The following is a 16302-nucleotide window of genomic DNA, read 5'->3' on the forward strand; positions in this document are numbered from 1 at the left end:
ACGAAAATTAAACAGAAAATCGCGTGTCCAATCTCATGCACGGGTGTCCCCAACCAACCCGTGAAATAAATATCCAATCTAAGGAATCCAGCTTTCTGAAAAAGTTTTCGAGTCATTTTCGAAAGAATAAGAAGGATAAATCCGGAAAGGAAGAAAAAGCCTAATAAACCTATCAATTGTGTAAGAGTTGCAATAATTATAACTTTGATATAACGAAGTAATAAATTTATAATATTCATTTAATTAATGGTTTGATCAAAATTTTGTTATTACTTATTTCTAGAGACATCTGAGTATTCTGTTAATTAATTAGTTTTTAAGTATTACTGTTTTTTTGAAATAATAATTCTTGTATACGTAATAATACGTTCTTTGAAATAGTGTTGTCTGCTTTAAACGGTTTCTTGCTAGGTCATAGTAACTACACCTTTCATAGTCCAAGACTTTTTTTATGAATGCAAAAGTCTTCTCAACTCTGTTTCTAATACTTGAGAGCAATCGATTTACTTTCTTCTGAACCAGAGTTAATGGTTTATTGCGGGAACCTTTTTCTAGGATACTATAAAATATTCCTTTGGATTCCAGTTTCTTTCTTCTCGGTTTATTAGCATAGTCCTTATAGCCAAAAACTGCTAATTAAGTGCAATCTACAAGGGTGTCAAATTTATTGGAGTCGTGAACACTTATTTTGGTAAATTCAAGTTGCTTTATTATTTAACTGTCTTCATTAATGGAGATATGCCCTTTACAACCGCAATACGTCTTTTTCCTCGTTTCTAGGTAAAGTTTGAATCCTTGTCTTTGTTGCTTGATAGCCTAGCTTGAGCTTGTTTTAATGCTGCATCTACTATTGTCCATTTTCCCACTATTAATTGTTTTCGATGCAGCAGTCTGCTGAATCTATCAAATAGCATCTTATCTAATCCCAGGGAAGAAAATGTTTTACGGAAGCAAACAAGTGTCGTTTCATCGGAGATTGAATCTTCGCTGGTAATTCCTAAAAATATTTGAAAACTTCGTCTATCAGCAATTTCTTCTTCTAAATCAGGGATCGGAAAGATTGTAGATTGTCTGGAGAATGAAACATTTTATTATTGCCTCCAGTGAAAATGGTTTTCTCCGACTTCAGTGTTTTTGCTTGTCCTCTGACTAACTTTTGTTCTATTGGAGCTATTAAATCGCTCCAGTTTATTTTTTGGTTGTTCGTTTCTAATGCTCTTTTGCATTGGGTTTTTATATGATTCTCAAATCCTACATTAGCTGCTTGTGTAAACAAATCGATGTTATTAACCTTATTGGTGCTAATCTTCTTCTCAAGTTTGTTTACTCTCTTAGAACACTATTCATAAAAAAGTTTTTAAATCTTGAAGAATATTTCAGAGGTTTACCATTGTAATTCAGTTACTTAAATCTTGAGAATCATTTTCAGCGTTTGATGTTTGGCTTTTGTCAACCTTGTCCCGTTCAGTTTTTTTTATATGATTACCAAGAACTTTACCTCCTGACTTCGCAATGGAAAAACGCGCAATTAATGCACCAAAGAAGATCACTGTAATAAATACTTCAATAATGTTCGCCAGAGAAACTATAAATTTTATAAAACCATCCTTTGGTTTTATATCCCCATAACCTGTTGTCGTAATCGTATAAATCATGAAATACATGTAATCCAATAGTTCCATATTATTATTCATAGCAATGGATGAAATTTGAATTTCAGATTGATGCTGATTTATTGGTTGTATAATTATATTAACAAGTCTCCTTAAAGGATCCGCCATTTTTAAGTTTTTATGATTTGTTTCATTGGGCATTGGAACAAGAGCCCATTCAATATTAAAATTATTTGAAATATTTCTTTTTTTATTTTGAATTGCTTTTTTCTCACGGGCTAATAGAGAATCCGCTAATATCATTTGAACTTGTACCGTTCGTGCTTGAGATAATTCATAATTAGATGTGAATTTATTATTGAGTGTATCTTTTCCTTGTAAATCAGTCTGCCCAATTAGTTTGATTCTTATTCTTTTTTGTGAATTTCTCAAAGAATCAGAATCAATCTTATCCAGGATAAACTTTATGCTACTATAATTTAAGGCTTTCATTCGATCATTCAATAAACCATTATTACTATTTCCATAATTTTTTAAATATCCTCTCCAGTCTAATACGGCCTGAACATAGGGTGTTTGACTAGGAGAACTCTCAACAATTGCTGAACCACTATTAAAATATAAAAGAGTACTTTCTTCATTCTCAATTTTATTCTCAAATACTTTATTTGGGAATAAATTTTCAGAGTATATGCTTCGGTGATTATGTGCTCCATCCCAGAAAGCAATTGCTAATGCTAGCAGGCTACAAATACATAGGAATAGACCAAGGAAATGTACTAGATTATTAAATGTTTGCTGTTCTAAACCATGAGAAAATATAGAGTTTGGGTCCTCTTTTGTGCCGAGTAAATGACTACAAATCGTACCGATATCCAACACGAGCGTAATTGAAAAAGTAAGTGCTAATACAGCAAGCATATTCAAATACGTACACGGAATTATAATAAACTGAACACATACAAGATACATGATATATAATATACACACCATGAGTATTGATCGAGATGCACTAAATAAATAATACCCTTTAATCTCTCGATCCCCCACCCTTCTTATAACATACAACTGTAAGATCGGACCTATAATGAATAAAAGGGTAGCATATGCTGAATTACTTATCCATGCCGAATAATCTCCATTCGGTTCTAGCAGGTCTTTTCTAATTGAGGGCATAAAAGCACTAAATGCAAAACCAATAAGAAATATAACTATCGTAATAATTTCAATTCTAGCTTGCTTATTAGAATATTCTTTGTAATCCTCTAAATCATTATTCGTCAATTTATATTTCATTTAAAACCCTCCTTTATTTCTTGCTTTTTCCTTTCTCTTTTTAGAACTATTATTTTACATAAATTATATTTTATAAAAATGTATCAAAATATATTTAAATTAGAATAAACTATTAAATACTTTTATTTCAAAAGTGCACTCGATAGTATTTTCATTTATTCACTTTCAATCGTCTTTGAATATTATTGAAATTTTTCTTCTACGCTTTTTCCTATTTTATATTCAATAAATATTTGTATCCTCTTGCTTGCTTCTTCATCCTCTTCACCCAGCTCAGATTTTTTTGTTACATAATCGTACTGTGCATAACCTGCAATTGACAAGAGCCGGGATGGTTTTGATGATTCTTCTTTTTTTGCTTCGCGTACCCCTTCTTTGTCGAAAATTTCAATAATTTTTATGGCCCTATTTGCAGAAAGATACCAATTTTTAAATACGCTGCCATTATACGGCAAATCATTCGTGTGTCCTTCCACCACAACACGTGATATCTTGTTTTCAGCAACGTATTTTTTAATCGCTTGGCCAACTTTTCGGATAAAATCTTCACTTTTGTCACTAGCAAAAAGATCTTTACCTGATTGAAATAGAAACGCATCTTTAAATACAATAGTATGGTTTGTTCCAATTAATATATCGCGATCAATAATTGTTGAATCTCTACCGAGACTTTGTTTTATACTTCGCATTAATCCATCTCTATTTTTTTGAATCTCTTCCACCGGGAAGCTAAGATAATTTTTAATAACTAAAACAAACATGAAGAGTATTAGAATAAACATCACCATGATAGTTAGGTCCGACAAACTAGGCCAAAAATTAAAATCCACCTCTTCTGGTTTCTTTTTCATAATTAGATCAACCTCAAACCAATTTACTTTTTAGAGAAAAAATTAAATGGAAAAAATAATGCTTTATAGTTTTTAGTCTTGGTTGGTTTCTTTTTAGCATTCAGAGCTGAGTCTATTTCCACACTTGGTATTTTTCTGATGCTGGATTGCACTGCCTGCTTGAGTTCACCTGCCATATTATCTATTTTAGTCTGCACTGAAGAATTCAACTGTGATATAGAATTAGTTATTTGTGAGATATTTGTTATTAACATATTTTTATTTTCTGTTGAAAAAGCATTTTGAGCAGAAGTAAATTGTTCTGTAATAGAAAGAAGAGTCGTATTTAATTGCTTTGTTAATTCGCCTATGTGTTCGTATTGTTTCTCTGAGTGTTCATCAAGAGTTTGTCTCAAATATTTTATCATATTGATCGTCTCATCATTAATCTTTTTAATTCCTGACAGAAAACCATCATTTCCTTCGTTCATCATTAATGACAATGTTTTATTAATTTCATTAATACTGTTTTGGACTGAATCTTTGATATCTTTTAAAGTAATGGAAGTCATTTTTACAATTTCAGGAATGATTTTTTGCAATTCGACATTTGTGTTCCTTATTTCAAGAGTAAAACTGTCGGTTCTCGTTATTAATGAATCAGTCTTCTCAGAATAACTTGATAATTGGTTCTTCAGCTCCTGGCTTTCAAAACTTTGAGTTTTTAGTTGTCCAATTGTTTCATCAACACTTCTTATCATCTGGTCATACTTTGAAGTAAAATCTGAAATAGAGGTTTTCATCTCTATGGAGGATTCGGAGAATTTATTAAATACTTCTTCCACATTCCGTAATATTGAAAGCATCTCAGACTGAATATTCCCACTTTGCCCTAGTGGTGTTACAACCTCCCGAATTACTTTTGTTAAAGAGGCTACAGAATCAAATAGATTTTGATATAATTCACGTGTATTTTCATTTGTTTTCACAGTTTGTTGAACTACACCTGTTAGAGTGGTCGAAATATCAGTCATGATGTGTTTAATGTCATCAAGATCATCTCTTGATTTGACAAAAGAATATGCTGGAATAATTTTGCCAACTATCAATCTTTCAAAACTTTCTTCTAACGAATTTTTATGCTTTTCATAAAAGAACAAAATAAATAATACTAGTAAAGTTGAAATAATTCCCAGTAATGTCGTGGAAAAAGCTGTCGACATACCTGAGAGAAAAGAGATCATTGAATTGGTTATAGCCTCAACATCTTTTTGAACTAAAAGTTCTCGCATCGGAAGAATAGATTGACTAAGACCAACAATAGTACCTAATAAGCCAAGTAAGACAAGAATTCCAGACACTTTTTTTGCAGACATAGCTCCTGGAAGCGGAATAGTACTTACAACACTGTCCACTATATCAATCGATAGCTCTTTTCCTGACAAACGTATTTTATGAAATTCATACAATCTTTTGTATAATATTGAACCTTCTTCCATAACGGTTAAATATGAGGCAAAATTTACAATAGGTACTTTACCAATACCTTCATCTACTGAACAAACTAGTTTAGTAAATTCTTTTTTTGAATTTAATATTTTTATATATAGTTGAATTACTCTAATAAACGCATATGAAGCTATTATTATTATAAATATGTTAATAAATATTGAAGTGGGACTTGCGAAAAAAAATTGTAAAATGAACTTTGTAATACTTGCGATTATCATATTTGTCTCAGCCCGTTTAGATATTAATTTTACAAGGAGTAGAATTATTATAATAGATTGAAATGTATTTCTCTTTAGAATTTGATAGACTTTTATTTTCGAAAACAACCCAACTTACAGCCTCATCTTCTTTGATATAACATGGAAATCTTGACCCCGTATTCATAAAGTCTACTATGACAAACGGATCACTCGATATGAGATTGTATATAACTATGGGATCCTTCTTTTTGTTTGTACACTTAATCTCACTGCTAGTATAATTATTCATATCTGATTTTTTTGATCTATTGTAAATGAATTCTGCCTCGCCTATGACGAAGCGTCCAAAAACTATCAATGATTCGTAATATGTTGAGTACTTTGTAACAATTTTGAATTGCAAGTGGACCTTGAAATCACCTGCCAGTTTAATATTTCTACCCTCAAATGTGAATACAATTTTACCTGGCTCTAATTCAGTGTATTGAATGATTTGGTCATATATAGACTTAATTCCTAAATCCTCTTGGATCAATTCAGATTTAATTTCAGTTCCATTTATTAAAAGCTCTTTGAGTTTCACTTTAATACTGGAAATCCCCTCATCATTATTACCAGTAAACAATATTTCCTTCTGATACCGACTACCATAATGAAGAATAACAGGACCAACGACATCTGGTAATGAGCGATTTATTCTACTCATATTGTGATTAAGTGAAACGCCCACAATTGTGTGAATTCCACGGGATGTTGATGAAATTAGTTGAAAGCACTTGGGTTCTTCTAAAAGACTAGTGAATAGAGAGGTTTTTATTTCAAGTGGATATTCACTAGAGCGAATAGAAGGACCATTTTTATCTATTATAAAACCAGAATGTTTTATTTCACTATTTGTTACAGTTATTTTTGTTTTTCCATTCCCAGCTAATCTGACAGGTAAATCAATTTTTAGAAAAGGAAGAGGTTTTGATAATTCTTCAGTCACATCAATACATATATTTTCACTTATTAATTCCAGCGCTTCAGGCAAATATTCCACCTTCAATCTAACTGAAACTTCTTTACCTTTGATTTTAAGGAGTAAGATTCCATTAGTAGTTCCAAAAAGAATTTTTTCTCTAAGTACGTTTATAATTATATCAACTGATTCTTTGCTTGTATCATCTTGCTCAATTATACACCAATCAGGGCTAGAAAGCACAAAAGTTTTACCTTTTTTAACATTGCTAATTCTATAAATACAATCAGGGGTTAGGTCTGTTATTTTTTGAGATAGCGTAAAATCATATGTAAAAAACTGCATTGAAGAACCATAACTATTGATAAACCTTCCGAAATTATCCTCGAAATAAAAAATATCCTCACCTGCGTCAAGCTGAATTTCAGTAGAGAAAAGACTTTCACCTTCAGCATATAAAAATTTTTTATCGCGCTTTTTATTTAATTTCAATTCGATATAGTTACTATCGATATACTCAGACTTGCAATACAATTTTCTTGTATTTGGACTAATTTTAAATGAAAGTAAATTTCCACTCGGTTGCGATTCATCGAGCAACTTTGAAGTACTTGTTTTTACTACTTTCACAGAGTACTTTTTTATTTCGGAATGTTTTAAAACCATTCCATCTAGATCAACACTAAAATAAAGCTGGGTCTTGAGCGGTTGACAGTCTTGAACTGTGAAATGTAGTATTAAGATATAAAAACCAGCCGGGGTGTTCTCTAAGTTTAAGTGCAAATAAAATACACCATCGCTATAAGGAGCAATTTGAAAACTTTTAAATTCCCCTACGATATCTTTATTAATTGATTCAAGAAGTGGATAATTTGAATCAAGTATTCTTATGGCAGAGACTTTCCTAATACTATCTGAAAAATTATTGAACTTTATTTTTATAGTATGCGATTCCGGAGACAATGCTCCGAGATGTAAAATATCAGATTCGATTTCCAATGCCCCGTTATTATCACTAGTGATTTCAGAATCAATTGATAATTCTGGAATATCTCCGAACGGGTTTTCATATAATAGATTATGAACACGCGTAATTTCGTCAAATGAAAATACTTTCATAAGTCATTCATAAAATTTTTACTCACAATAGTAATGGGTCTGGCAAAACCTATATTCTCCGCTTCCATTATTTTGGCAGTCACGACACCAAGTACTTCACCAGAATTTCTATCTAGTAACGGTCCTCCGGAATTACCTTTATTTACTGCAGCACTTACCTGGTACCAAACAAGATTTCCGCTATTATCTTTTCTAATAGAGCTGATTAATCCATCTGTTAAAGTCATCTCGCTTCCTAACTGGGATCCAAGTGGGAAACCCATCACAAGAATTGATCTGCCAATTTTAACATTGTCTGACAGATTTATTTTGAGAGAAGGAACTCCATCTGGGATTTCGCAACTTAAAGTAGCTATATCCAATTCAGGATTGGACTTTTTTACTTGTGCAAATCTTATTGAACCATCATAAAACGTAAGAAGAATATCATCTCCATTCGAAATGACGTGATTATTTGTAAAAATTGTAGAATAATTCCCGGCAACGAAGCCCGTTCCAGATTTAGTAGAATGAAAAGTGTTGGTAGTTCGGTCCATATTTCCAACCTCAATGTAAACGACACTTTTAGCCCATGAGGCCAATTCTCCTTCTGGAAGATTCCTAGCTGGACGAGATTCTATAGGTGGATTTTGTTTTTGTTGTTCTCTACTAGGATATTGATGGCTTTGTTCAGAATTACGTATCTTTCTAGATTTTCCTACCCCTATAAGCAAAATAAATAAAATAAATAAAAAAAACCCGGACAAGACGACTAGAAATCTGATTTCTCTTTTTTTCTTCGTTGCATAAGGAATTTTATGGAATGGCCTCTCCTTCTCCAGTGAATTGCTGCCCGATCGCGTATTTTTATGCGGGTCAAATAGTGGTGGTTTTGTCATTCTCTAACTTTTTCTTTAGGGTTATAAATAAATATGAGTAAGTACTTAAAAAAAGATGACTCTCCTCCTGTTTGAAATCTTTAGCTACTTTAAATAATTCATTAAAGAAAATACTTAACAGAGTAAAATTTTTAGGGTCGCTAAAAACGGTTCTGTATAATTCTGTAAAGTCACTTCCAACTGTACTAACATCCTCTTTTAACAAAAACAGCAATTTTGTTTCTAATTGAACGAACAATTGTATTAATTTTTCAATTATCACTTTAAATACTGGATTCTCTGACAATTGTGAGATTATACTCTTTTGACCCTTTTCAGTGGAAGAATATCTGTGAAACCAAGTATGTAATTCTAATCCAATTTTTATAATTAGGTCTTCGCTATTCTCATTAATATTTAATAATGCTAGCTTGTTGAGTCGGTCAGACATTTTTATATAAAAATTATTTAGTCTATCAATATTTTTGATTTTATCTTCATAGCCCTTTCGACCACCAGCGTTTTGATATTGTAAAATAATCTCCTCTAATTCAACTTTATAATTGTTTAGATAATTATTTTTATCTTTTTCATTTATAAGAATATTAATATCATTCTTTAGTCGGAGTATTTCATTTTCAGAATTTTTAAACCTATAACTCAACTCTGTTTTTTCTTCGTTCATTTTTTTAAGTTCTTTTTCTAACTTTTCTTTAGCCTCTCTTAAAATATTTTTTTCGAAGACATGGGTTTCGATTTCTCTACTATTTTCTATCTTCATTGAATCGTCAGTATCACTATTAAGTTTTTGTGAAGGGACCATTTTAATTGTTACTGGACCCGTTTCAGTATTTTTATTACTTTTATTGATGGGCATCTTTTTATTAAAGATAATGTTTACCATTTGATATAGATTATTTTTATCAATGCCATCGTAATCGACTCTGAAAAGATATTCATATGCTGTCGTGATAATATATAAATCTACGGGAAGTTTATTTATAATATATATATTCTTTATTTCTTTACCTCTTTGACCTGTTGAGATATTCACGTTCGGCAATCGTTCATATTTTATAACAACTTCTTCTTTCAAGAAGTTTTTAAAATATAATGCAAGTGTAAATGAAAGATCTGATTTATCTTTATGCAGTATTGCACAATCAATAGATGATTCATTAAAATATTCCCTCTTTTCATATTCGTCAGGTTGGACATTAGCAGGCATCAATTGCAAAAATTCAAGGCGATCTACAACGGATTTTATTGTTACAATTGTTTTAATCATTGTATTTTTGTTTTTTTCTGTTACTATTATAAATAGTCTTTTATTATAATAAGTTTGCTTGACCTTGAAATAGAAATCTTTGTATTTTTTCATATTAATATTGAATTCACCATTAATAAACTGACACCGTTCATTTATATTTGTTACATTATCAATTATTTCCAAAAAGTAATCTTTGTTATTATCAACATTATTTAGTTTTACCTTCAAATAGATGTCGCCCGTAGATGTATTTTCTTTGAATAATTGAATTGTATTTATCTCAACCGACACAAAACCCTCTTAAATATTGAACGAGATAATTACTACTGGTTTTCTAACAATGACACCATTATTTGATTTTTCAACAATACCCATTCTAATCACTTCTAATACTGATCTATGAGGATAAGTAGAGTTTTGATCTGAAAATTTTTCATGCAACGATTGATTAAAGATTATTTGACCTGGTTTATAATTGAGAATATTCAATTGCTCATCATATTTATACCCAAATACCAAGAGTAATTCATTCATTTTTCCAAGCTTTATTTTATCCATAGGTTTTTTAACTAAGACAGACTCAATTTTTTCAAATAATAATTGAAAACTAGTCCACTCAGGTAATCTAATTGAGCTAATCTCTTTGTCCATTGCTTTGAGAATTTGAAGACTATATGGTTTATCAGTATTTGAAAAAGCAAAAGTTGAATATTCCAGCGAGAATTTTGTGTAATCAGAAAATATTTGAGAATCCAATGAGTACTCATGAATAATATTTTTAATCAGACTATTAAGTAGACCTATTGGATTTTCATTTTTTTTACGTTCAAGAATTTCTCCAAGAACATTGAGAATTAATTCATAATTAGTCTCGCTAGTGGAAGATTGTCTTAGAATATCATCTCTTAAAATTTCTCGGAGTATCTCAATTTGAAATTTCTCGGAATTTTTCCACAGTTTATTCTCTGAGAAATTCCTTAATTCATCAAGAGTACTAAGAAATTCATCACGAACTATAGGGTCAATACTCATAGGTCAAGTTTAGGTATTTTATTTTCCTTAATATTATTACGGTATTCTAATTTCTCAGCAATATTATGCAAAATTATTTGCAAGTCCTTAATAGAATTTTCAAAATCATCAACTTTTGAATTTCTTACTTCTAACAACTTCTCGATTTCAGAAAGTGCATTGCGATCTAAATTGAACTCTTCTTTCTGAGTTTCATTGTGCAATATTTTCAAAAACCCAATTTCAGTTTCAATGTTTATGATCTTATTGCTTAGCGTATGGAACCAATAATTTAGTGCGCCTTTCTCATCGCCTAATACATCTTCCAAAGCACTTTTTATTGAGGTAATTGTTTTGTCCTCATCATTTGAAGAAGTTGGTGTGGAATCCTTATTAGAGTCTCCAAGATTATGGGATCTTTTTGAATGTAAGATTTTTCTAATAAGGAATATTAATTTTTGGAATAAAGGAAAGGACAGAATAACTAATGATAAAGTAGAAATAATTAATACATAAAGAATATATTGATTTTCTTGAGACTGCATAACTTTTGTAGAAGTATATAAAATGTTTTTTTGAATTACGATTGCTGAAGGTCCACTTTTATATATGTTTAGGTGGTTTTCCAACTGCAATGCTTGTAATTGTCGACCATTCAATAAATAGTTAATAAATTCGTCGATATTATTTACAATACCTCCTTCTTTTGAAACTAATTTGCCAAATATTTTCAATGAATCCCTCAGAAATATCTCAGTTTTAGCCATTTCTTCAGAATTAACAACAACGAATTTATTATCAACATTTTTAAGCACCATTTTTGAATATTCACCATCGATCAGGCTTGATAAAAATATTTCTTTACCAGTTTGAATTATTTCAAAAGAGTAAAATTTATAATTTTGTGCAAAACTGTTGACTGAACAACTTAGTATAATTGCCGCTACAAAGAATATTTTCCTAAAAATCATAAGTCCGTCCTTATAACGAATAAATTAGAAATGGTATTTGCATTTCAGATGCACATAAAATGTTTGTTTTTTCATATAAAGTTGCAGTCCCGTTATATGAATGAAGAAATTCTAATTTTAGGGTAAATCTATGAAATTGATTCCCTAATTCGCGTGGGATTTTGATCCGATGTATCTGGTACATTTTTTTTTGCTGGGTTCTACACAGAAGTATAATATCTCTTTCGTCACGAAATTGGAAATTTTGTTCAATTGAAAAACTAAAATATTTAGTTTGGGGAAGAGTTGATGAAGTATTGATCAAAGGAAGAAATTGTCCTCTAACCTTTAAACCAATTTCAACGGGATAATTAATCACAATTGGAATGTTTGAACCTTTAACAAAATTCTTTATACTTGAATTGAATTTAAGTACCCGGAAATCTTGAGTATCTGTATTTTTATTTTCATTGGATTCCGAATAATCATAGAAACAATCAAATTTTTCGATAATAGGCTCACGTAGAAAAAACAATCCATGCAATCCAACGATTCCTGCGTGTTTTCTAAATTTAGACAAATAATTTTCTGGAAAATCTTCTTTAAGAATAATAAAAATTTTATCACATTTATAAGAATTTTTAATTTCTCCAATCTTATCAACTAATAGCTCTAGAAAAACGATTTTTAATTCTTCATCAATATTTTTCATTAGTTTAAGATGAAAAGAAGCAAATATTTTGGATTTACCATCTGGACTACCAAAATAAAATTTCCCATTACTAAAACAGAATTCATGAAGATCTATTTTTTCAAGAATCTCTGATTCAAGATTAATGATTGCAAAACGAATTTTGTCTGAAGTAGTGTCCACAAACAGGTTTATCATCTTTGAATGTCCTCATATTGTAAAATCCTCCAATCTTCATCAATAATTACAGATCGAACTTGATTCTGGGAATTTACATATACACATAGATAGCCTTCTAAGTCGATATATTTTTTGTCGATTTTAATATTAATATAGCCAAGCGAACTTCTTAGACGTGGACTTTGTTCTCTGAACTCGTAAGATTTATCATGATAGAATTTTAAAGAATTTTTTGTAGATACATAACACGCGTATTCGTTATGGGTACCATTTTGAAGAATGCTAACAATTTTGCTTGGATTTTTATCATCAATTTTTACTCTACCTGGCAAAATTATTTCTATTCCCCAAGCAATAATAGTATTATAAAAACGGTCATTACACGTTTCAATATCCTGATTTTCCATTTGTATAGCACCAAGAGCAACTACTTGTTTCAATTCGTCCGGTTTTTCAACAGTACTATTTGAATTGAAAAAAAGAGGGCTATCTGAAGGATAAAAGCCATCATACTGATCTTGAGGGAATGAAGTATTATTAACGTAATACTCAAAAAGATGCTGTACTAATTTTAGATTAGAAGAGCGACCTAAAAGTAATATGTTTATAGGTTTCGAATTTTCGATTGTTTTGTTTGAATAAGAAAGAACTTCTTTGATAATCTTATCAAGTCTTTCACCAACCTTTTTAAATACGATTTTTCTTAAATCACATAACGATGTATAATCTAATTCGACCGAACTTGGGTTAGGTTCTACCAAATAGGTTGTGTATTGATCTCTAGTAGAACTATTAGTCAAACAGTATATTAACGAAATCGTCAAGGTATCTGAATCTTTAATTAAATCAATTGATTTTTTGAATGATTCGGCTTTATCCCAAAGTTTAGCATAATTACCAGAGACTCTTGATCTCAACTCATCAGACCAATTTCCAGGAAGACTACCCCTCTCTCGCATAGGAATAGCTGGGATAAGTTTTGCTTCTTTTTCATAAATAATATTTACAATCTCCTCAATGATCAATTCATTTATTGTATCGCCTCCATAATTATAACCCGTCGCAAACAAAGGTGTAAGTTTTTTATGTTTTGTAAATCCTCCTGGCGTTTTAATATTGTAACATTCAAAAAAAGCTAATACAATATCAGTGGTCCCTCCACCAAAATCATACACGAGATAATAACTATCAGATTCAGCTCTTTGGTTGATAAAATGAAGAGCTCCGGCGGTCGCCTCATCAATGAACTTAATTTTTGCAGTAATATCGTTAATATGCAGCCGATTAATTATATCTTTATACGCTAGCTCTTGAGCCCTAGTAATATTTGTAGGATGGGTAAAAATATACTTTGTGAATCGTCTTTCGTTATAGATTGATATATCATTGAATAGTTTTGACAAATAATCAAATGTCATTTCCTCGTATGTAACGAATCTTGGATGTCCATGAATGAAAACGGGTTCGGACTTATGCTCACCAATGAATCTCTTAACTGAATGGAATGTGTTAGGTCTTCCCTGTAGAAAAGATGTTTTTGCCTCCTGCCCATAATATATTTCATCAACACCTTTTTTATCGGAATAATAAAGAAAACTTGGAAGACTTTTATAATCCTCTTCGGCTCCTATATTGTATGACCAGTTCACAAGGTTATATTCTCCATCAGCGTCGATATATGCTGCGCAAGTATTTGAAGTGCCGAAATCTATAGCGATTACAGATTCAGCATCCAACTTCTTAAAAACTAAATTGAATTTATGATTACATTTATTTGATAATATCTTAGATTGGATCTGTTCATCATATTCAATTACGAATTCACCTTGAGAGGCATCATTCTCGCGAACAGAAGTTCCATCAACAGTTATTTGGAACTCAATTTGTTGATTATTAGAAATCCATCTAGAGGTCGGTTTAAAAAATAATCGAATTAAATCACGACTATATCTTAAGTAAATATTTGTTATACGACAAGGGTTTCCACCCGAATTTCTCAATTCGAGAGTAAATGTTTTTAATTCCCCGCAATGGAGTCTGAGCTGCGACATAATATCAAAAAGAATATCAAGTTTTGCAGGAAATGTGGGAATAATTGGATGAGTATGTTCAATACTAGAATGATTATGCAATGAAAAATTAAGAATTAATCGTGATACTTCATTTATTTTAATATCTGCATCAACAACTTTAAAATAAATGTAATAAGGCTCTCCGCCAGGGTTAGGTGTAAGAAGTGTATTTAGGCCATTGAATTCAATTTCATCGATTGGATTAGGAATGCCCTCAATATCAATATTGATTTTTGAGATCCTAACAACACTTTGTATTATCCTAAAATCAATTCGACCTTCATAATGATAAGAGCTACCTTGAAATGCTGAATCATATTTCTTCATTAAATATGAAGTATTCACAATTCTTATTTGGGGAGATGGATAAATTGTAATCTCTTTTCTTTCTTTACTTTTGGTCCCTTGAATTGATGGTGAATTAACAGAAATCGTTAAAACCTTATTTTGGGTTTGGGATGGTAATAAAAATGGAGATATTTTTAATCGCCCTCTAACGATGTCACCATGGTTTTGCAATTCTACATGTTCAGATTGAAAAACATTTTCAAACCAGCGTTTTATTTCATTTTCATTATTGAGAGAAACACCAGTTATTTCAATATTGTTGGATTGAACGACTGGATTAAAAATTGTTTTTAGCTTCTCAGAAAAATCATTTAGACTAAATCTTTGATAAGGATCAAGTTTCAATGCTCCGGATAAAAGAGTTTTATACGAATTACCCATGGATTCTTCAATTTTAAGAGTCAGTTCTCCTGCTTTGATGGCGCTCAAATAACCAGCTTGAGTACTAAAATTAAAGGGTAATTTTCCTGTCTTAAGAATAGATAATAGGATACCCAGCGACCAAACATCGGCTTTTTCTGATAAATTCATTTTGTTTTTTATCAATTCTGGAGCCAATGGGAAAATATTTAATTCTCGAAATCCTTTTGTTACTGTTTTATAAGTTAAACTTATATTCTCGATAAGATTACTGAATCCTGGAAATGCTAATCTATATCTGGATTCGTAAAAGAAAATGGATTCGGGACAAATGAAGGAATGATGGAATCCATTTTTATTTAAAGAAGTAAGATCTCCAAATATATCCTCAAATATTTTTTGAATATCTGGATCAGACATGATTGTATTTGAGCAATATTTGTCTTCATCCCACCCGATTTTATTGAAAAGCGGCCTTTCAAACGATCCTTTATTATAAATATGAATTTGATTTATTTCATACGGTTTACGTGAAGTATTAGGTCGCTGTTCAGAAAAAATAGGAAGAATTAAATCACTATCTCTCATAGTGTTAGCTGAGTTTTTCAAATAATTGCCATATTTGTCGAAATTCAACAAAAACGGAGAATCTTTCTCAATTAGTGAATACTGTAGGTCATAAATTTTATTTTTTTCAATATCCTTAACCTCATAAAAATCACCCTCTATATTTTGGAAAAGAACTTTGGTGATTTCATACTTTACAAATAATATATCGGATACTTTTAGAGAATGCATATTTTCACTCTATACTTATTTGTGGCCTGTCAACCGTTATTGGAAGAATTCCTGTATTAATAATTGTGTAGATAAGTTCAATTTCATTTTCAGAATCGGCATAATTAATTTGCTCTTCATCATCAAAATGAATTGAAAATCCTTTTGTTGGTGAACCACACCAGCCGCAATATTTTTCGTCATCTAAAATTTCCCATCCGCTTTTACATAAAATGCATACCATATAAGTTCCGT

The 16302-nt window shown here is 30.8% G+C and carries 13 protein-coding genes; all 13 read right to left on the reverse strand.

Features of this window, described 5'->3' with window-relative positions:
- Nucleotides 1-309: 309 nt before the first annotated feature.
- Nucleotides 310-558: a transposase gene (locus NTX65_14835; GenBank protein ID MCX6170614.1), complete on the reverse strand. Its 249-nt coding sequence runs from the start codon at nucleotides 556-558 to the stop codon at nucleotides 310-312.
- Nucleotides 559-776: 218 nt separating this feature from the next.
- Nucleotides 777-995 (reverse strand): hypothetical protein, encoded by a 219-nt coding sequence (locus NTX65_14840; GenBank protein MCX6170615.1) that lies wholly within the window; start codon nucleotides 993-995, stop codon nucleotides 777-779.
- Between the two features lie 402 nt (nucleotides 996-1397).
- Nucleotides 1398-2909, reverse strand: coding sequence for an ion channel (locus NTX65_14845; protein ID MCX6170616.1), 1512 nt, complete (start codon nucleotides 2907-2909; stop codon nucleotides 1398-1400).
- A 182-nt stretch (nucleotides 2910-3091) separates the two neighbouring features.
- Nucleotides 3092-3760, reverse strand: coding sequence for an OmpA family protein (locus NTX65_14850; GenBank protein ID MCX6170617.1), 669 nt, complete (start codon nucleotides 3758-3760; stop codon nucleotides 3092-3094).
- 23 nt (nucleotides 3761-3783) lie between these two features.
- Nucleotides 3784-5469: a hypothetical protein gene (locus tag NTX65_14855; GenBank protein MCX6170618.1), complete on the reverse strand. Its 1686-nt coding sequence runs from the start codon at nucleotides 5467-5469 to the stop codon at nucleotides 3784-3786.
- A 16-nt stretch (nucleotides 5470-5485) separates the two neighbouring features.
- Nucleotides 5486-7531: a hypothetical protein gene (locus NTX65_14860; protein MCX6170619.1), complete on the reverse strand. Its 2046-nt coding sequence runs from the start codon at nucleotides 7529-7531 to the stop codon at nucleotides 5486-5488.
- Complete coding sequence (locus tag NTX65_14865) at nucleotides 7528-8409, reverse strand: trypsin-like peptidase domain-containing protein (protein ID MCX6170620.1); 882 nt, start codon at nucleotides 8407-8409, stop codon at nucleotides 7528-7530. Before NTX65_14865 ends, NTX65_14860 begins: the two co-directional genes overlap by 4 nt.
- Entirely contained in the window at nucleotides 8387-9949 is a 1563-nt protein-coding gene (locus tag NTX65_14870) for a hypothetical protein (protein ID MCX6170621.1), read from the reverse strand. Before NTX65_14870 ends, NTX65_14865 begins: the two co-directional genes overlap by 23 nt.
- A gap of 9 nt (nucleotides 9950-9958) precedes the next feature.
- Nucleotides 9959-10690, reverse strand: a complete 732-nt coding sequence (locus tag NTX65_14875) for a hypothetical protein (GenBank protein ID MCX6170622.1) — start codon at nucleotides 10688-10690, stop codon at nucleotides 9959-9961.
- Complete coding sequence (locus NTX65_14880; GenBank protein MCX6170623.1) at nucleotides 10687-11640, reverse strand: hypothetical protein; 954 nt, start codon at nucleotides 11638-11640, stop codon at nucleotides 10687-10689. The genes NTX65_14875 and NTX65_14880 overlap by 4 nt, the downstream gene beginning before the upstream one ends.
- A 10-nt stretch (nucleotides 11641-11650) precedes the next feature.
- The gene (locus tag NTX65_14885) at nucleotides 11651-12508 is read right to left on the reverse strand and encodes a hypothetical protein (protein MCX6170624.1); all 858 of its coding nucleotides are present in this window, start codon (nucleotides 12506-12508) and stop codon (nucleotides 11651-11653) included.
- Entirely contained in the window at nucleotides 12505-16068 is a 3564-nt protein-coding gene (locus NTX65_14890; GenBank protein ID MCX6170625.1) for an Hsp70 family protein, read from the reverse strand. Before NTX65_14890 ends, NTX65_14885 begins: the two co-directional genes overlap by 4 nt.
- 4 nt (nucleotides 16069-16072) lie before the next feature.
- The gene (locus NTX65_14895; protein MCX6170626.1) at nucleotides 16073-16291 is read right to left on the reverse strand and encodes a hypothetical protein; all 219 of its coding nucleotides are present in this window, start codon (nucleotides 16289-16291) and stop codon (nucleotides 16073-16075) included.
- Nucleotides 16292-16302: the final 11 nt, after the last annotated feature.

Source organism: Ignavibacteriales bacterium, assembly GCA_026390795.1.
Taxonomy (GTDB): domain Bacteria; phylum Bacteroidota; class Ignavibacteria; order Ignavibacteriales; family Melioribacteraceae; genus Fen-1258.